The organism is Flavobacteriales bacterium (assembly GCA_020435415.1).
In the GTDB taxonomy this organism is placed as follows: Bacteria; Bacteroidota; Bacteroidia; order JACJYZ01; family JACJYZ01; genus JACJYZ01.
Genome location: JAGQZQ010000004.1, coordinates 38,359 through 56,623 on the forward strand (window position 1 = coordinate 38,359; position 18,265 = coordinate 56,623).

At 47.3% G+C, this 18,265-nt stretch carries 15 protein-coding genes; 7 read left to right on the forward strand and 8 right to left on the reverse strand.

Going from position 1 to position 18,265, the window contains the following annotated elements; genetic code table 11:
• Positions 1–121: 121 nt before the first annotated feature.
• Both KDD36_01575 and KDD36_01580 read left to right on the forward strand, forming a co-directional pair.
• Positions 122–1,135: a polysaccharide deacetylase family protein gene (locus KDD36_01575; protein ID MCB0395310.1), complete on the forward strand. Its 1,014-nt coding sequence runs from the start codon at positions 122–124 to the stop codon at positions 1,133–1,135.
• Entirely contained in the window at positions 1,122–2,066 is a 945-nt protein-coding gene (locus KDD36_01580; protein ID MCB0395311.1) for a GNAT family N-acetyltransferase, read from the forward strand. The genes KDD36_01575 and KDD36_01580 overlap by 14 nt, the downstream gene beginning before the upstream one ends.
• Positions 2,067–2,099: 33 nt before the next feature.
• On the opposite strand, the gene KDD36_01585 is transcribed toward KDD36_01580, so the two are convergent.
• The 4 genes from KDD36_01585 to carB all read right to left on the reverse strand — a co-directional run bounded on the left by KDD36_01585 (position 2,100) and on the right by carB (position 9,009).
• On the reverse strand, positions 2,100–3,392 hold the full coding sequence (locus KDD36_01585; protein MCB0395312.1) for a glycosyltransferase family 4 protein: 1,293 nt from the start codon (positions 3,390–3,392) through the stop codon (positions 2,100–2,102).
• Positions 3,393–3,402: 10 nt separating this feature from the next.
• Complete coding sequence (locus tag KDD36_01590) at positions 3,403–5,838, reverse strand: hypothetical protein (GenBank protein ID MCB0395313.1); 2,436 nt, start codon at positions 5,836–5,838, stop codon at positions 3,403–3,405.
• A gap of 90 nt (positions 5,839–5,928) precedes the next feature.
• Entirely contained in the window at positions 5,929–6,108 is a 180-nt protein-coding gene (locus tag KDD36_01595) for a hypothetical protein (GenBank protein ID MCB0395314.1), read from the reverse strand.
• Between the two features lie 66 nt (positions 6,109–6,174).
• The gene (gene carB / locus KDD36_01600; protein MCB0395315.1) at positions 6,175–9,009 is read right to left on the reverse strand and encodes a carbamoyl-phosphate synthase large subunit; all 2,835 of its coding nucleotides are present in this window, start codon (positions 9,007–9,009) and stop codon (positions 6,175–6,177) included.
• A 95-nt stretch (positions 9,010–9,104) separates the two neighbouring features.
• Between carB and KDD36_01605 the strand changes: the two genes are divergently transcribed.
• Positions 9,105–9,965 carry an alpha/beta hydrolase gene (locus KDD36_01605; GenBank protein ID MCB0395316.1) on the forward strand — a complete coding sequence of 287 codons (861 nt, stop codon included), beginning with the start codon at positions 9,105–9,107 and terminating at the stop codon, positions 9,963–9,965.
• Between the two features lie 57 nt (positions 9,966–10,022).
• Here the strand turns inward: KDD36_01605 and rpmH are convergent, their stop codons facing one another.
• The gene (gene rpmH, locus KDD36_01610; GenBank protein MCB0395317.1) at positions 10,023–10,172 is read right to left on the reverse strand and encodes a 50S ribosomal protein L34; all 150 of its coding nucleotides are present in this window, start codon (positions 10,170–10,172) and stop codon (positions 10,023–10,025) included.
• 160 nt (positions 10,173–10,332) lie between these two features.
• Between rpmH and KDD36_01615 the strand changes: the two genes are divergently transcribed.
• Positions 10,333–12,096, forward strand: coding sequence for an ATP-binding cassette domain-containing protein (locus tag KDD36_01615; protein MCB0395318.1), 1,764 nt, complete (start codon positions 10,333–10,335; stop codon positions 12,094–12,096).
• Here KDD36_01615 and rsmG read toward each other — a convergent pair.
• Genes rsmG through KDD36_01630 form a run of 3 tightly spaced genes read right to left on the reverse strand, consistent with a single transcriptional unit; the run spans position 12,093 to position 14,461 of the window.
• On the reverse strand, positions 12,093–12,716 hold the full coding sequence (gene rsmG, locus KDD36_01620; GenBank protein ID MCB0395319.1) for a 16S rRNA (guanine(527)-N(7))-methyltransferase RsmG: 624 nt from the start codon (positions 12,714–12,716) through the stop codon (positions 12,093–12,095). The genes KDD36_01615 and rsmG overlap by 4 nt on opposite strands.
• Before the next feature lie 18 nt (positions 12,717–12,734).
• Positions 12,735–13,346, reverse strand: coding sequence for a sigma-70 family RNA polymerase sigma factor (locus KDD36_01625; protein ID MCB0395320.1), 612 nt, complete (start codon positions 13,344–13,346; stop codon positions 12,735–12,737).
• A complete protein-coding gene (locus KDD36_01630) occupies positions 13,331–14,461 on the reverse strand; it encodes a glycosyltransferase (GenBank protein ID MCB0395321.1) in 1,131 nt (376 codons plus the stop codon). The genes KDD36_01625 and KDD36_01630 overlap by 16 nt, the downstream gene beginning before the upstream one ends.
• A 71-nt stretch (positions 14,462–14,532) precedes the next feature.
• On the opposite strand from KDD36_01630, the gene tgt reads away from it, so the two are divergent.
• The 3 genes from tgt (at position 14,533) to KDD36_01645 (ending at position 18,028) form a co-directional block, all read left to right on the forward strand.
• Positions 14,533–15,663, forward strand: a complete 1,131-nt coding sequence (tgt, locus tag KDD36_01635) for a tRNA guanosine(34) transglycosylase Tgt (protein MCB0395322.1) — start codon at positions 14,533–14,535, stop codon at positions 15,661–15,663.
• 4 nt (positions 15,664–15,667) lie between these two features.
• Positions 15,668–16,150 carry a 2-amino-4-hydroxy-6-hydroxymethyldihydropteridine diphosphokinase gene (folK, locus tag KDD36_01640; protein ID MCB0395323.1) on the forward strand — a complete coding sequence of 161 codons (483 nt, stop codon included), beginning with the start codon at positions 15,668–15,670 and terminating at the stop codon, positions 16,148–16,150.
• A 162-nt stretch (positions 16,151–16,312) separates the two neighbouring features.
• Positions 16,313–18,028, forward strand: a complete 1,716-nt coding sequence (locus KDD36_01645; protein ID MCB0395324.1) for a hypothetical protein — start codon at positions 16,313–16,315, stop codon at positions 18,026–18,028.
• Positions 18,029–18,265: the final 237 nt, after the last annotated feature.

The following is an 18,265-nucleotide window of genomic DNA, read 5'->3' on the forward strand; positions in this document are numbered from 1 at the left end:
TCGCAAAATCACGATGTTGTTTCAATACTATTGAAACAACATGGTTCCCTGTGCCGATATTTATTCGTGCCGTATTTTGAATTTGTAGATATTTGCTAATATATCAACAATCGACTTTCAAATGACACCAGCTAAATGGATTGCACGCAATTTGGTGTTTCCTCTTGTCTATGAAACAGGTATCCATAAGCTTTTATACAAGGATGGCAGAAGAGGTATGGTGCTGATGTATCATGGTGTTAATAATGACGGAGGGTTGCGTTATAACGGTAGACATATTTCAGAAACACGATTTGACCGGCACCTCGAATATTTAAAGAAAAATTTTAGAATTGTTTCCTTGGATACGATGTTCAAAGCATATCGCAGTGGTCAGCCGTTTTCTGGAGATACTATTGCTATAACCTTTGATGATGGTTTTGAGAATAACTTTACTCATGCTTTTCCTTTGATAAAGAAGCATCAGGTTCCGGTAACATTCTTTGTGTCTTCTGTATGCCTGGAAGAGGAAAACGCCATATTGTGGCCGGACCTTTGTGATGTTCTCAGGGTTGAATCGGGAAGAACCATAAGCCATGGGGGGTATCATTTTACCCCATATGGATATGATTGGAGAGATAATGAGAAACATCAATACCTCAGTGATTACATAAAGCATATGGGCTACGACAGTAGAACAAATTTTATCGACTTTGTGAGAGAGAAATTTAGTTTTGATGAGCTGCTGACAAGGGTTGATAAAACCCAATGGAAATTGCTAAACAGGGCCCAGATAAAGGAAATGGCAGATTGCGAATATGTAGAAATCGCGTCCCACGCACATCATCATTATAACCTTGCCATGATTCCACCGGAAGATGCATTTTCTGAAATAACCAAATCTCGGGAGATCCTAGAAGAGGCTATAAATAAGAAAGTTGTCTCTATTGCTTTTCCCGATGGTAATTATGATGAGAGAATCAAGAAATATTGTCTGGATGCGGGATATGAAAATTTATGCGCCGTGAGATATTTATTGCCAGGCGATTCAGAAGATCAAAGTATCCTGCCCCGTCACGGCATCAGTTCTACAACAAACTATTATTCCAATATCATTCACTTGTACAAAAGTTTCAGCAAAGATGGTTTCTCTTGAAACAAAAGAAAGTACTTCATTGACCTTTAAAAGGATCGGACCCGATCACTTTGAGGATTTTCAATGGTTATTTCAGGAGTGTTTTGGTGTCAGGATAGGCATAGACAAAATCAGGAATAAGTATGATACCGAAGAATTCGGAATGTCATATATCGGATATTTTGCGTTTGATGGAGATAAGCCGGCAGCACATTACGCTGTGTTACCAGTACCAATGACCATCAAAGGGAAGGATGTGATCGCAGTACAATCAGCGGATACCATGACTCATTCTGACTACCGTGGCAGAGGATTATTCATTAAGCTGGCTAAAATGACCTATGAGCTTGCCGCGAAGGAAGGGGCTAAACTTGTCTTTGGGTGGCCGAATAAAAATTCATACCCCGGCTTCAAGAATAAGTTAAACTGGCTTGAACTAGGGTTGATGAAGAAATATATATTTCCCGTGGCCACCCTGCCTTTATCTGAAGTGTTCTGGAAAGTGAAGCTGCTAAAGTCATTTTATTACCAATCGATCCTTGGTGCAGCAAAAAAACGACAGGGGACATTCCCATCCGATATTAAAGTTGACGTTAATGGTATTCCACGTAGCCAGTCATACCTTAAATATAAGGCGAATCTAGGTTCTGTTTGCCTGGACATCGGAAGGTACGGGAAAGCCTGGGTCGGATTTGACACCAGGATGAAGGTAGGTGATCTCTCTTGTGAAAAGAAAGACCTTCTTCAGACCATCAAGCACTTGAAACGTTTGGCAGGGCGGTGGGGATTCAGGCAGGTAGTGTTTATCGTTTCACCAGGCTCGGCATGGGATAAACAATTGTCTGAATACTTCAAAGCTGTGGATGATCTGCCATTGATGTATTATCCGTTCGATAAGGACTATGTTTTGGAATCATTGAATCTTACAGGTGGAGATTATGACACATTCTAGTCATCGGGCAACGGATTAGTGCACCAAGCCTGATCATCCGGTAAATTCTTTTATAACTTGAGACAGTGTACGGGTTAGCTGTCTTCTCGAGAATAGATCAATGTTGATCTCAACAGCCGTGCTCCGACTTACATACAACCGCTGAATAAAGGTTTTGATATTGGCCTCATCCTGTAAACATGCCATCGCTTCGGCCCCCATATTCGCCAGTATTTTTCCTACATCCCCTTCCGGATCACCAATGCACAGAACCGGGCGCTTTGCACCCAGGTACTCGAAAAATTTTCCGGTAAGAATTCCCCTGGCATTCGGTGTATCGTTCAATACCAGCAACAGTAGGCGGGACCGGGTAAGTTCAATGATGGCTTCCTCATGTGGCAGGTAATCGATCTTTCGTAAGTAGGGGGTGAGACCATGTTCTTTGATCGAGGCCATCACGGATAGATCAACCTTACCAACCAACTTGATCTCCAGATCTGATGCAAAGGCCGGTTGCTCCGTGATCAACTGTTGCAAGGCTTTCCATAAAGCTACTGGGTTGCGGGTCTTGACCATTGTGCCCACATGGGCAATGCTGAACTTTGCGTCCGGTTGCGAAGGGCTGACGGGATAATCATCTTCATCATATCCGTTGGTGATGACTTCGACACGCTTTGCACCCAATGCTTGTAGTTCCTTTCCCAAAGTAGGCCCGACGGATATGACACAATCGGCCTCTGTAAGTACTGCCCGTTCCAGTTTGTGGTGGAGCCGGTCGGCATACCGGGTCAGCATCAGATCTTGATAAAAATCGATGTTGGTCCATGGATCCCTGAAATCTGCGATCCAGGGCAGTCCCGTGTGTTTCTTCAGTGCTCTCCCGATCAGGTGCATACTGTGTGGAGGACCCGTGGTCACGATGGCATCCACCGGGTTATCCCTGAGATATTGCCGGAGGAACCTGATGGAAGGTTTGATCCAGAAACGGCGTGCATCAGGAATGAACAGATTGCCCCTGACCCATATCGCGATTTTATCCGCCAGTCCCGGTTTTTTGTTCTCGCTGAGAAAACCGGTATTCACTTTCTCTCCCTTTCGCCCACTCCATTTCTTATATAGTTCGTAGGGCTCCCAAATGGGTTGTCTTATTATCTCCGTGCCCGGTGGAATGTCTTTCTCCAGGGAATGATCTTCAACCGGCATCTCTCCGCCGTCAGGTGCATACACCACGGGAGTCCAGCCACATGATGGTAAGTACTTGACGAACTTCAACCAGCGTTGCACACCTGACCCACCGGAAGGAGGCCAGTAATAGGTAATGACCAAGACCTTTTTTAGTGCCTGCATACCTGGGGTATTAGGCCTCCGTCGCTGGTTCCTCTTTCCGGGAATGACCCAGTGTTTTCCAGCCGTAGCCGACGCAGAGGAGAAGTAAAAGACCGGAACAGGCCAGTGAAATACTTTCTCCTACCGGATAAACCCGTGGCTCGAAGCGGAAAGCAACCGTATGATCTCCTGCAGGAACCCTCATGGAACGCAGGACATAATTAGCTCTGAAGTGAGGCGAAAGTTGACCATCCACATAGGCATTCCACCCTTCTGCATAGTATATCTCACTGAATACGGCCAGTTGTTCTTTGGTTGAATGGCTTGCGTAGATCAATTCGTTGGGCTTGTAACTGGTCAGGGAAATAGTGGCTCCCGGGTCTTTACCAGGTGCAAACCCTGACAGTTGATCCTTGAACCGTTGGTCCACAATCGCCAGGGTGGAAGGGTCGAAATTGGAAAGCGCTGTCATTTCTGAATCCGCATTGGCCACCAGCCGGTAGTCATCCACGAACCATGCATTGCCTAATGCACTTGGATTGGATTCGGCCATCACTCCTTTTTTATCCGGGGTGGGAACAATGAAGTATTTTGTGTTCAACATATTGATCACATTCATATTCCCCTGGCTGATCTGAAAGTCGATCAACTCCTGATACCGTTTTAATTTTGCACCATGATATCCGCCGAGGGATTTGTGAAAATAGGAGGTTTCACTGTCCTGGTCCAATCGCCGGGTTACATTGTAAACCCTGAAGTTCGGATCTTTGTCCTGCAGAATCTGAAGGTTGGCCTGGCTTGCCTGATAGGGTTGTTTCATTTCCTGTTTGGCCACAAAATCATCATTGTTGAGATACCTTCTGCCTACCGGCCAAAGATCAATAACGACCACAAGCGCAAGCAAGATGGCCGCGTTGCGATGCGTCAGCTTTGTCTTAATGAAGGTGTAGAATAGAATTCCGGCAGTTAGTAAAATAAAAAACAACGATCTCAGGGCATCCATCCGCATCATAGACTTTCTGTCTTTGATCAATGCATCCAACGGCCATCCCGATGCCTTCAGTTGATCATCACTCAGTCCGTGAAAATCAAAAAATGACGGACCCATGGCAGCAACCACAAGGGTAACTCCGCCGGTGATGTACAGTGCACGCATTAATTTTTTTCTGAAAAGAACAGGGTCCGGTTGTTCTTTAAACAAGTGATGAAGGGTAAGGAATGCCAGCAGCGGCAAGGTTAAGCTGGCAATGACCAAAGTCATGGACACCGCTCTGAATTTATTATAGCCGGGAAAGTAATCCAGAAAGAATTCGGAGAATCCGTAGAAGTTTTTTCCCCATGCAAGTAAGATGGATAGGATGGTTGCTGATAATAACCACCATCTTATCGGTCCTTTGAGGATAAGCAGTCCCAGTACGAAAAGGAAGATCACCATGGCACCTGCATAAACCGGTCCGCTTGTAAAGGATTGATCTCCCCAATACATCGGAAGACGTTTGATCATTTCTTTGGCATTCGGAACATTGGCTTGTTGCAGAAATTTATACATCTCAGAAGAGGTGCCCAGTTCTCCTGATGACGATCCTCCCATGAAATTGGGGATGAGGAGGGTCATGGTTTCCGGTATTCCGTAACTCCAGGCCATGGCATAGTCCTTGTCCAGCCCGGATGTACGTTCATCGTGTTTTCCTATGGTCAGCTCCGAAGGTCCCCTGGTGGTATACTTACCGTATTCGAGGGTGGCCCACAAACTGGCGATGTTGGTACCCAATGCCAGTATGGCTGCGGCGACCAAAATGCCTGCTTGTTTGGCAAATGCAGGCAGGGTTTTCTGTCGTATCGCCTCAACCCCTTTGATGATCCCCAGAACAAGAAGGCAAAGCGCCAGGTAATAGGTTATCTGGGGGTGATTGGCCATGATCTGCAGGGAGAGAAAGGCAGTCGTTAAAATAAATCCTGAGAATAGTCTATTTCTGAAGATAAGCAGGACGCCACCTACCACAGGAGCCATGTAGGCAATGGCGTGGGCTTTGCTGTTATGGCCAGCCTCAATGATGATAAAGTTATAGGAGGATAACGCAAAGGCGAGGGCACCGGCTAAACTTAACCAGGGATTTACACGCAAACAGAGCAGAAGAATATAAAACCCGACGAAGTATAGGAATAAATACCGCATCGGACTAGGCAGTCCAAGGTATAAAACCTTATCTATCCAGCGCATCAGATTGCCTGTATAGATAACCGAGATCTGGTATGCAGGCATACCACCAAACATGTTGTTGGTCCATAATGGCTCTTCGCCTGTAGCTTCCCTGTAATCCGCAATCTCTTTGGACATTCCTTTGAAATGCGCAATGTCACCCTGATATAACGCTTTCCCCTTAAGCAGGGGTGCAAATTGTATGATACTGATGAGCAGAAATACAATAACCGCAATAATGTGTGGGGCAAATTTCCTCATGTTCATGGGGCCAAAAAGTTTGGGTGAAGATAAGAAACCCTTACGAACGGGCAGCCAACGGTATTTCAGGAAAAAGTGTACGGGAGGTTAACACAATTACTCAACTTCCTCGTAATCCACATACTCTCCTTTGTTACTGTATTTTTCAGTCCGATTGGCTTGTCCGGGTGGTGGAGTGGAAATGGTATCGGCAGGATTTGTTTGTCTTCGCCGCAATGAATTTGCAATGATCCGGTAAACAAGGTAGATGGCTACCAGGATGAGAATATTTCGCATCGTGTAATACTTGGCTTTACTTATTGAAAGCGAAGGTACAAAGATTCTTCCCGGATATCCAGCTACCTAGCGGCTGAGGTACATCGATTTTTCGTTGTAAAGATGCCGGAAGTAAGGATCTTTCAAGTCTTTGATGAACCGGATCGCTTCTCCGGTTGCCTTCATCTCGGGGCCGAGTTCTTTGTTTACATTCGGGAATTTATCGAATGAGAACACCGGTTCCTTAATCGCATAGCCCTCGAGTTTGGGCTGGATATCAAAATCCTTCAGCTTGTGTGTTCCCAGCATCACCTTGGTGGCCATGTTAACATAGGGTACGCCATAAGATTTGGCGATGAAAGGTACGGTACGGGACCCACGGGGATTGGCTTCAATAACGTATACGTTCTCATCTTTCACGGCAAACTGGATATTCAGCAGTCCGCGTATGTTCAATGCCAATGCCAGTTTACGCGCATGTTCCTCCATCAGCGCCTTCGTTTTTTCGCTCAGACTGAAAGGGGGCAGGACGGCAAATGAATCCCCGGAGTGAATTCCTGCAGGTTCAATGTGTTCCATCATACCGATGATGCAAATATCTTCACCGTCACAGATCAGGTCAACTTCCGCTTCTTCCGCCCTGTCCAGGAAATGGTCGATAAGAACCCGATTACCCGGAATGCTTTTGAGCAGACGGATCACCTTGTCTTCCAATTCATCATCATTGATCACGATGCTCATGCCTTGTCCGCCCAATACATAAGATGGGCGCACAAGTACGGGGTACTCTACTTCATTGGCCACCTGAATGGCTTCCTCGGCAGTAAGTGCCACACCATATTTCGGATAAGGGATGTCCAGCTCTTTCAGGAGATCTGAGAAGCGACCGCGGTCTTCCGCCAGATCCATGTCGTCAAATGAGGTGCCGATGATCTTGATGCCCTTTTCATGCAGGCGCTCTGCCAGCTTCAAAGCGGTTTGACCACCCAGCTGTACAATAACGCCTTCCGGTTTCTCATACTCTATGATCTCGTAAATGTGTTCCCAGAAAACCGGCTCGAAATAAAGCTTGTCCGCGATGTCGAAGTCGGTTGAGACCGTTTCGGGGTTACAGTTCACCATGATGGCCTCATATCCTGCCTCGCGTGCAGCAAGAATACCATGCACACAGCAATAGTCGAACTCAATGCCTTGCCCGATCCGGTTAGGTCCGGAACCCAGCACGATCACTTTCTTCTTGTCGCTGACGATGGATTCGTTCTCTGCCTGATCATTCACATTGTTCTCAAATGTGGAATAATAATAAGGTGTTTGCGCTGCAAACTCAGCGGCACAGGTATCCACCATTTTGTAAACCCGGCGTACCCCGAGTTTCTTCCGGTGTTCATAGACCTCATCTTCCGAAACATTACCCAACAGGTGGGCGATCTGTGCATCGGAGTAGCCCTTCTGCTTGATATCCATCATGAACTCACGCGGAATATTCTCAAGGGAATAACGGCGGATTTCTTGTTCGATCTTGACCAGCTGTTGTATCTGAAGCAGGAACCAGCGATCCATACGGGTGTGCTTCACCATCGTTTTGATCGGCAGGCCGAAACCAAAGGCATCCTTCAGGTGAAAGAGGCGATCCCAGGACGGACGCTCCAGACTTTCCACCACATCCTGTACTTTTACCCAGTCTTTTCCATCGGCACCCAATCCGAGCCTGCTCATCTCAAGGGATTGACAGGCCTTCTGAAGGGCTTCAATAAAACTGCGACCGATGGCCATGACCTCACCCACCGATTTCATTTGCAGTCCCAGTTCCCTGTTGCTTCCCTGGAATTTATCAAAGTTCCAGCGCGGCACCTTTACGATTACATAGTCCAGGGTGGGCTCAAAGAATGCAGATGTGTTTTTGGTGATCTGGTTTTGGAGTTCATCCAGGTTATAACCGATGGCCAGCTTGGCTGCAATCTTTGCAATCGGGTACCCGGTGGCTTTCGAGGCCAGGGCAGAAGAGCGGGATACCCGTGGATTGATCTCGATGGCAATGATATGATCATTCTCAGGATTCACTGCGAACTGTACATTGCAGCCGCCTGCAAAGTCACCGATGGCACGCATCATCTTGATGGCCATGTCCCGCATACGCTGGTATGTGCGGTCGGAAAGGGTCATTGCCGGGGCAACGGTGATGGAGTCTCCGGTGTGAATACCCATGGGGTCCATGTTCTCAATGGAACAGATGATCACCACATTGTCGTTGCTGTCGCGAAGCAGCTCCAGCTCATATTCTTTCCAGCCCAAAACCGCTCTTTCAATCAGGACTTCATGGATGGGGGAAGCATGCAGACCACGGTTCAGGAGTTTATCATAATCTTCCTTTTGATGTACGAACGCGCCGCCGGTACCACCAAGGGTATAGGAGGGACGTATCACCAGGGGGAATCCCAGTTTTTGTGCAATCTCTTTTCCTTCAAGGAAGGATGTTGCGATCTGTGAGGGAGCCACACCTACGCCGATCTCTACCATCAGTTTCCTGAAGGCCTCGCGGTTCTCGGTCGTTTCTATGGCATCGATATCAACACCGATGATCTTCACGTTGTATTTTTCCCAAAGACCGGTCTCGGCCGCTTCCTTGCAGAGATTCAATGCTGTTTGTCCACCCATCGTAGGCAATACCGCATCTATGTGACGTTCCTTCAGTATCTCTTCTATGGATGCCACTTCCAGTGGACGCAGGTAAATATGATCCGCCGTGACCGGATCGGTCATGATGGTGGCCGGGTTTGAATTGATAAGGGAGACCTCAATGCCCTCTTCTTTGAGTGACCTTGCGGCCTGAGATCCCGAATAGTCGAATTCGCAGGCCTGTCCGATGATGATGGGGCCGCTTCCTATGATAAGTACCGATTTAATGGAAGTATCCTTGGGCATAGTATGAGAGATTTCAGCGTATATTAGCTTCCCGAAAATCGGGGGCGAAAGTACATTTTTTGCCTGAAAAATGTGGTGTGCAACGCGATTCTTTTATGAACATTCCGAAATTTCCCGAAGCCATTGGTATGGAATCACCCGTATTTGAAAAGATTAAGATTGAATTGAAACATTCCCGGGTGCACGGACTTTCATTTGGAAAAGGCAGTCGGGTGTTTTTTGCATTTCCCGGTTATGGTCGCCCGGCTTCGGATTACGAATCACTTTGGAAAGGAATGGGGGAGGATCATCGGATCATCGCTTTTGAATTGCCATGTCAGGGGCCAACCGAGATTACCGAAGGTCATGATCTGATGCCGAAAGACATTGCAGATTGGGTGCATGAGATTGCGGATCGCGAAAAGTTGAATTCCTTCGGGGTTATCGGGTATAGCATCGGAGGCCGGGTGGTGTTGTCCGCACTGCCCTACCTGGATGGGCGGTGCACCGAGTTGGTGTTGATCGCGCCGGATGGGCTCAGACCTGCCGTGTGGAATAAGTGGGCGACCAATACCACGGTGGGGCGTATGTTGTTCAGGTTCACCATCCGGTATCCCGGCTGGTTGTTTGGCCTTTCATCGCTTCTGGGTAGCGTGGGTTTGTTGAAACGCCCTTTGCGTAAGTTCGTGAAACTGCATATGGATACACGGGAGCGCAGGCAATTCGTGTATGACGTGTGGTGGACACTACGCCAAATGCAACCGGATCGCAAACGGGCCATCAGGAATATCATGGCGCGCTGCATTCCCTGCTGGTTTATATTCGGAAAACACGATCGCATTATTCCGGCCCATCTGGGTACGCCGTGGGCCAAAGAAATGGGTGCCTACGGCAGAACCCTGATTGTGAATGAAGGCCATGAATTACTTACAGAAGAAACAGGTAATGCGTGGAGAAGATTGGCCCGGATACGGTAGTTCTAAAATGAAAAAGGCCACCAAATGGTAGCCTTTTCATATATGTTAAGTCGTTGATTAACGCTTTTCGTCGCTCACGGTTAATTTCTTGCGGCCCTTTGCACGGCGTGAAGCCAATACCTTTCTGCCGTTGGCAGTGGACATACGTTCGCGGAAACCATGCTTGTTCTTGCGTTTCCTGACTGAGGGTTGAAAGGTGCGTTTCATAACCGTTATAACTTTTTCGGACTGCAAAAATACATCCTTTTTGGTTAAGTGCAAAAAAATTAAGTTTAAAGTTCAAGGTTTAAGGGTTAACATTGCAGGTTGTGTCGAACTTTGAACCTTAAATCTTGAACCTTAAACTTCCGTCATTACCTTTGCTGCCATGAAAGAGCGAAAGACGAAGGCGCCAAGGGTGTCGTGGAAAGAAAGTTTATGGTTGTTCCGTTATGTAAGACCCTACCGCTGGCGTTTGGCCATCGGGTCGCTGTTTCTCGTTCTTACAAGTGCAACGGCGCTTATCTTTCCTAAATTAATGGGAGATCTTGTTGGTACTGCGGAGCAAAACCTGACGCAAAACATAGACAAGGCGGCCCTCGTTTTGATGATCCTGTTTGTAGCCCAGGCCTTTTTCTCCTTTATGCGGGTTTATTTGTTTGTGCAGGTTACCGAAAATATGCTGGCCGACCTCCGGCAGGACACCTACCGGAAACTGTTGGGCAAGCCCATGTCCTTTTTCTCGCAAACCCGGGTTGGTGAACTGAACAGCCGGGTGGCAGCCGACATCACCCAATTACAGGGTACCTTTACCACGAATGTCGCTGAGTTTGTCCGTCAACTGATCATCATCGTCGGTGGCATCGGCTTGCTTGCTTTCACCTCCCTCAAACTAACCGGAATCATGGTCATGGTGATTCCACCCATGGCCATACTGGCTGTATTCTTCGGAAGGTATATCCGGAAGATATCCAAAAGTGTACAGGAGGAGGTAGCTGTTTCCAATACCATATTGGATGAGACCCTTCAGGCCATCGCAAGCGTGAAAGCTTATACCAATGAAGTCTTTGAGTGGATACGCTTCAGTAACAGCACCCGAAGCATTGTGAAAAAGGCGATGAAAGGTGCGGTATGGCGCGGTGCATTCTCGTCGTTCATCATCTTTTGTCTGTTCGGTTCCATTGTTGTCGTGATATGGTATGGCCTGAGAATGGTACAATCCGGGGAACTGAACCTGGGTCTGTTGATCCAGTTTATGTTGTATACGGTTTTTGTCGGCGCTTCCACCGGTGGCATTGCAGCGCAATATGCACAGATTCAACAGGCACTTGGTGCCACAGAAAGACTCAGGGAAATACAGCAGGGTGAACAGGAAGATGTGATGCAACCATCATCTGATGGGGAACGGTTAAAGGGAGATGTGGATTTTCAGGATGTGTCATTCGCATATCCCAGCAGGAAAGAGGTTACGGTTCTCAATAATGTCAGTTTGAATATCCGCGCAGGAGAAAGGGTGGCCTTCGTTGGACCCAGTGGTGCCGGGAAATCTACGTTAACGGCATTGTTGCTTCGTTTTTATGATGCAGATTCCGGTCAGATCCTGTTGGATGGAAAACCTATTGATAGCATGACCTTACATAAGGTCAGGAGCAACATGGGAATTGTTCCCCAGGAGGTGCTCTTGTTCGGTGGGACCATTCGTGAAAATATCGCCTACGGGAAAAAAGATGCTTCGGAGGAAGAGGTTATCGCTGCGGCAGATAAGGCCAATGCCCTGGCGTTTATCAAAGAATTCCCCGATGGACTCGACACCGTTGTGGGAGAGCGTGGTATCCAATTGTCAGGCGGTCAGCGTCAGCGGATTGCCATTGCCCGTGCCGTATTGAAGGACCCATCCATTCTTATTCTGGACGAAGCCACCAGTTCACTCGACTCGGAATCGGAGAGATTGGTACAGGATGCGCTCGATAAGCTGATGAAGGGACGCACGTCCATTATCATTGCCCATAGGTTTTCCACGATCAGAAGCGCCGATAAGATTGTCGTGCTGGATCATGGAACAGTGGTGGAGACGGGTCGGCATGAGGAACTCATCAGAAATGATGAAGGTTTATATGCGCACCTCAGCAAGCTCCAGTTCGAGACGGCTTAAATGATGGGAATATGTATCAGTGCTTTTTCACTGAAAAAATCTTCCTGAAAATACTCCGTCAGTGATACCAGGGTGTAGGGGCGTTTGAGCAAGCGTGCTTCTTCTTCGTCAGACCGCCCCTTCAGACATATCAGCCCATTCTTTATGACATGCTTGTTTTCTTTTTGGAAAGAATTGCGTGTCCATTTGATCAGATCCTGAAACGGAGCTACGGCCCGTGAGGTAACGAAATCCGCTTTGATGTCGAGGTCTTCGAAACGTGATTGGACGGCCCGCACATTGGATAATCCCAGTTCATCTATCATCGCCTGAACAGCTCTGATCTTTTTTCCGATACTATCCACGAGAACAAAATGGGTTTCCGGAAAAAGGATGGCCAGAGGAAGTCCTGGAAAGCCACCTCCCGTTCCCAGGTCTGCCACCGTGGCGCCGGGGTTGAATGTGATAAATCTGGCTATGGACAGGGAGTGCAGGATATGCCTGGTTTCAAGATGTTCCTCATCCTTTCGGGAGATCAGGTTGATGCGCTGGTTCCATGAAAGAAACAACGGAGCCAGGGCCTCGAGGTGCGTGATCTGTTCGGAAGTGAGGTGGGGAAAGTAGTGACGGACGAGGTTCACCTTTGTGGACTGGAAGGATCAGATACTGCCTTCGGTGTTTTTCATGATGTTATAAAGAAATTCCCTGGCCCGGAACAACTGGGCTTTGACTGTTCCCAGCGGAATATCCAGCTGGTCGGCGATCTCTTCGTAGGAATACTCCTTGAAATAGCGCAGCTCAACAAGCGTGCGATACCGCGGCTTCAGCTTTTCCACCACTTCGCGCATCACCTTGATCTTTTGCTTTTTCATCAATTTCTCTTCCGGATCCAGAAATTCCGATTTGAGATCGATGCTCATTTCGCCGCCTTCATCATTTTCATAACGCCGGTCAATAGAAAGCAAATTCTTTTTCTTTTTCCGGATGAAATCGATGCAGTTGTTTGAAGCGATCTTGAAAAGCCAGGTACTGAAGGCGTAATTGGGTGTATACTGATGCAGGTTTTTAAAGGCTTTGCCGAATGCCTCAATGGTGAGATCATCCGCATCATCCTTGTTATTCACCATTTTCAGCAGCATGAAATATATAGAATCCCTGTACCGATCCATGAGCTTGGCATAAGCCTGCTGGTTTTTATCATGGATGGCTTGCTGGACCAGCTTGTAGTCAAGCATGGCTTTTTCTGACAGATGATCTAATTCGTCTTCCATGTACGGGTTTTGTAAACGAGTCCGATTGTAAAAATTACGGGGTAAAAGAATGCGAAGAACAGGTCAAGTACTGGCGAAAATAAAAATAAATCCCGTCCCCCCGATTTGTTAAGGCAGTAATTGTTTAACACTCCGATTGTTAATAATCTCATCAGAATCAGTGACCATTGGAATACATTTTGTGGTATAAGGCACATTCCGCCGATCATCATCACATAAAAAAAGGTCTGGCTAAAAAGGAAGAGGCCCAACACCATCTTGTGTTTGAGACGATATGAGGGTCCGGTGCTTACATGACGGCGTTTTTGATGGATCCATTCTGTAAATGTTTGCGGTGCCGCACTGATCGTCCACGAGTCCGGATGAAGGCGTATATCGGCGTCCGCATATTTGATTGCCCGGTTAACAAACAGGTCATCATCACCTGAGAGCAATTTTCCTCCGGATCCCAGTCCCCCGGATTTTTTGAAAACATCCTTGGTATAAGCCAGGTTGCGACCCACACCCATATAGGTCATCCCACTCAGATGAAATGAAAAATACTGCAAGGCGGTTAAATAGGTGTCGAAGCGTACCAGACGATTCAACCATCCGGTTTTTCTCTCATAAGCACCAAAGCCAAGTACGATCTGCTTGCCATTGTCGAATGGGGCGGTCATGCGTAATAGCCAGTCTGCATGCGTTGGCCGGCAATCTGCATCGGTGAGCACCATTCGGTCATACGAGGCCTTTGTTATTCCAAGGGTCAACGGAGCGCGTTTTCCTTTTCCGCCAGCTTCTGTTTTGTGTATTACCATAAGCCGTGGGTGATTGGCGGCCAGTTGATCCAGGAAACCGGTGGTGCCATCGTTGGAACAGTCATCAACCACGACCACTTCATAGTGCGGATGGGATTGTGACAGGATTACCGGGAGGTTTTTTTGAAGGGCGGTTATTTCATTATGGGCGCATATGATTACGGATACCGGTTGAGGAGAAGAAGCCGGCTGTTCATTGTTCTGGTCATAGCGTGCCAGTCGGGAAAAGAAGAGGAGGTAATACACAAGTTGCAACACAACCGCCACTGATGTGACAATGATCCAGGGATGTGGTTGCATGGATAACAGATCCTGCATGTTGCAAAAGTAATGCAAAGCGCATCAATTGACTATCTTTGGCCGCCTCAATGCCGTATTTCGGCCGTATGATGAAGTTCAGACTGGACATAACGGATTCTAAAACCCGCGCACGAGCCGGGATCCTGGAAACGGATCATGGATCCATCGCAACCCCGATATTTATGCCGGTTGGTACTGCGGGGACTGTCAAAGGGCTTTACCAGCAGCAGCTGAGCGCTGATGTTCAGGCGCAGATCATATTGGGAAATACATACCACCTCTATCTGAGACCGGGTATGGATGTGATTGCCGATGCAGGTGGTCTGCACCGGTTTATGGGATGGGAAGGCCCCATACTTACCGATAGCGGAGGATATCAGGTCTTTTCTTTGTCGGAGATCAGAAAGATAAAGGAAGAAGGAGCCACGTTTACATCACATATAGACGGCTCCCGGCATTTCTTCAGTCCGGAACATGCCATTGACGTGCAGCGGACCATTGGTGCTGATATCATCATGGCGTTTGATGAGTGTACACCATATCCCTGCGAATATGATCAGGCAAAGAAGTCGATGGAACTTACGCATCGCTGGCTGGATCGTTCCTACAAACAATTCACAGAAACGGAACCGCGATATGGTTATGAGCAATCTCTTTTCCCTATCGTGCAAGGCAGTGTGTATCCTGATCTGAGGGAGAAGTCCGCAGCATATGTTGCCGGATTGGATTGCGCAGGTAATGCCATAGGCGGATTATCCGTTGGCGAACCCCATGAAGATATGTATGCCATGACGGACATGGTGTGCCGCATATTACCGGAGCACAAGCCCAGGTACCTCATGGGTGTGGGAACACCGGTGAATTTGCTGGAATGCATTTCATTGGGTATTGATATGTTTGACTGTGTGATGCCTACCCGTAATGCGCGGAATGGTTTGATATATACGATGGACGGGATGATCAACATCCGCAATGAAAAATGGAAGAACGATCATACACCTCTGGATCCTGGTGGCGATGCTTTTGTTGACCGGCAATATACCCGGTCTTATGTACGCCATCTTCATATATCCGGAGAAATGCTGGGTGCCATGATCACCAGTTTGCATAACCTCCGTTTTTACCTTAGGCTGATGGAAGAAGCCCGCAGGCATATTCTGGCCGGTGATTTTGCCCTGTGGAAAGCGGATGCGATTCGTTCCATTTCAAAGAGATTGTAATCTCATGACAACGATTTTTTTGTTGCTTGGCAGTAATCTGGGCGATCGTCACGCAAACCTGGCGTTGGGAAGGGCGCACGTTGAGGTAAACGTGGGACAGATCACTAAAACATCAGCCATCTATGAATCTGAACCGTGGGGGTTGAAGGACCAGCCGGTGTTCCTGAACCAGGCGGTTGAATTGATAACAAGCCTTTCCCCTCAAGCCGTTTTAAAGGAATTGAAGGAGATGGAGCAGAAGGCCGGACGAAATGAGGATCATGTTCGATGGGGGCCGAGGGCTTTGGATGCAGACATACTCCTGTTTGGGCAGATGGTCATTTCCGAAACGGATCTTCAGGTACCCCACCCGCGTTTGCATGAACGGCGGTTCGCATTGATCCCTCTTGCCGAGATAGCGGCAGAACAGCGACATCCCCTTATGAATAAGGCAATTGCGGATTTGTTAGCGGAATGCCGGGATGAAGGCGGCGTGAATAAGATTTGATTTTCGGTTACCCGACCTGATCAACCCAATTGGTACGGTGACCACCCTCTATATGACTGAAAATTAGTAGCTTTTCCCGGCAAAAAAGGTTTTATTTTTAAAAAACTATGCCTATACTTGCACCAAACAAAACCCTAATTCTTGTACTATAACTCAAGCACGATGAAAAAGCATTTGGTATACGCTTTGTCTTTCACCCTTGCCACTGTGATGGCAGGTTGTGGAGGTTTGGGCACGATGATCAAGAAGGCAGATTCAGTAACGATCAATGTTACTCCGAACCCTCTTGAGATGCACGGTGATACGGTGAAAGTGGCCATAAATGGTAAGATTCCTCCTAAATATTTTCAGAAAAAGGTGATCGTTAAGGCTACACCGGTCCTTAAATACAAAGACGGTGGTTCCAAAGAACTGAAGTCTGTTACGCTCAAAGGTGAGAAGGCAGATGGCGATGGTCAGGTGATCAAGAAAGCGGAAGGCGGAAGTTTTTCATACAACGATCAGGTGAAGTATGAAGCCGGTATGAAGAATTGCGACCTGGTTCTGAAGATCGACGGTGCCATGGGCAGTAAAACCCAGTCTTTCCCTGAAAGAAAGATCGCTGAGGGTACAATCGTAACGCCACTGCTGGTGAAGAGCGATGAAAAGCCAATGTTCGGTCAGCATAATTATGAGAACATGCCTCCGATTGTGCATTTGGCGAAGATTTACTATCAAAAGAACAGCTCTAATGTTCGTAGTTCAGAACTCAACGGTGATCAAATGGATGATTTCCGTGACTTTGTGGCCAAGTATGTAAAAGAAGAAGGTACCTTCCAGAGTGTTTCCACCGTTGGTTGGGCTTCTCCTGAGGGTAGCGCGGATTTGAATGAAAAGCTTTCCGAAAAAAGAGCCACAACTGCCACATCAAGCATTAAAGGACAACTTGCCAAGAAAAAAGTAGCACCTACTGCAAAGGAAGATTTCTTCAAAGAATCCAACAAGGCTGGTGACTGGGACGGTTTCAAAAAACTGCTCGACAACTCCGATCTGGATGCCAAAGGTGAGGTGATGAATATCGTAAAGAACGATCCCAATCCGAATTCACGTGACAAGAAAATTCGTGAAGTGTCTTCCAACTATAAAATGCTGGAGAAAGAGATTTTCCCTCAACTCAGAAGGTCAGAGGTTCGCGTTTCCGTGAAGAAGAAGGAATTTACTCAAGACCAACTGAAGGACTATGTGTTCTCTACAATGGACACGCTGAATGACACTGAAATTCTTTATGCTGCAACGTTGTTCGACGATAACGCTAAGAAACTGCAGATTTATCAGGCTTTCGCAAGTAAATATCCGGATGACTGGAGAGGACCTAACAACGTAGGCGCTATCCTGCTACTTGATGGTAAAGTGAGTGAAGCTGAAACTGAATTCAAGAAGGCAAAAGTATTGGCCGCGGAAGAGTCTGCCGTTGTAAATAACATGGGTATCATTGCCCGCAGAGGTGGTGACGTAGCCAAAGCCATGGAGCTTTACAAATCAGTATCCAAGCCAGGTGCCGAAACCAGCTACAACCTGGGTATCTGCAGCATCATCATCGGTGACTATGCAGCAGCCAACAAATACCTTGGTGAAGCATGTGATTTCAACGCAGGACTTGCCAAGCTGCTGAGCGGAAACACAGCAGGCGCTGTAAAAGCGGTAGATTGCTCCGACGATGCCAAAACAGGATTGGGTTATTACCTGAAAGCCATTGCCGCTGCGCGTAACGGTAACAAAGATGAGACCCTTTCAAACCTGAAAAGTGCAATCCAGGCTGATGCCAAATTCAAAACCATGGCGAAGGAAGATCTGGAATTCCATAAGTTCTTCGAAGATGCCGGTTTCCAGGCGCTCTAAGATGTTAGTTTTTCATTAGGCATAAAAGCCCGTCGCATTGCGGCGGGCTTTTTTATTGGATGGATATGATAAAGCCCCTCTCATAATGAGAGGGGCCTGGTTCCTGAACAGACTGCAGAACTTGCCCGGTCAGGAGTACGTTTTATAATGAACGATTACGTTAATGTTCATGTGCCGGAAGGTTTGCATGATCAAAGATCTGCTTTAGCCGTAGCCTGATAAAGCGACACAAAGAAT

Excerpts from the sequence above, each read along its gene's own strand:
- KDD36_01575 (MCB0395310.1), top strand. The coding sequence starts at position 122 with ATGACACCAGCTAAATGGATTGCACGCAATTTGGTGTTTCCTCTTGTC.
- KDD36_01585 (MCB0395312.1), bottom strand. The coding sequence starts at position 3,392 with ATGCAGGCACTAAAAAAGGTCTTGGTCATTACCTATTACTGGCCTCCT.
- KDD36_01595 (MCB0395314.1), bottom strand. The coding sequence starts at position 6,108 with ATGCGAAATATTCTCATCCTGGTAGCCATCTACCTTGTTTACCGGATC.
- KDD36_01615 (MCB0395318.1), top strand. The coding sequence starts at position 10,333 with ATGAAAGAGCGAAAGACGAAGGCGCCAAGGGTGTCGTGGAAAGAAAGT.
- KDD36_01625 (MCB0395320.1), bottom strand. The coding sequence starts at position 13,346 with ATGGAAGACGAATTAGATCATCTGTCAGAAAAAGCCATGCTTGACTAC.
- rpmH (MCB0395317.1), bottom strand. The coding sequence starts at position 10,172 with ATGAAACGCACCTTTCAACCCTCAGTCAGGAAACGCAAGAACAAGCAT.
- KDD36_01630 (MCB0395321.1), bottom strand. The coding sequence starts at position 14,461 with ATGCAGGATCTGTTATCCATGCAACCACATCCCTGGATCATTGTCACA.
- tgt (MCB0395322.1), top strand. The coding sequence starts at position 14,533 with ATGAAGTTCAGACTGGACATAACGGATTCTAAAACCCGCGCACGAGCC.
- folK (MCB0395323.1), top strand. The coding sequence starts at position 15,668 with ATGACAACGATTTTTTTGTTGCTTGGCAGTAATCTGGGCGATCGTCAC.
- KDD36_01605 (MCB0395316.1), top strand. The coding sequence starts at position 9,105 with ATGAACATTCCGAAATTTCCCGAAGCCATTGGTATGGAATCACCCGTA.
- carB (MCB0395315.1), bottom strand. The coding sequence starts at position 9,009 with ATGCCCAAGGATACTTCCATTAAATCGGTACTTATCATAGGAAGCGGC.
- KDD36_01590 (MCB0395313.1), bottom strand. The coding sequence starts at position 5,838 with ATGAACATGAGGAAATTTGCCCCACACATTATTGCGGTTATTGTATTT.
- KDD36_01645 (MCB0395324.1), top strand. The coding sequence starts at position 16,313 with ATGAAAAAGCATTTGGTATACGCTTTGTCTTTCACCCTTGCCACTGTG.
- KDD36_01580 (MCB0395311.1), top strand. The coding sequence starts at position 1,122 with ATGGTTTCTCTTGAAACAAAAGAAAGTACTTCATTGACCTTTAAAAGG.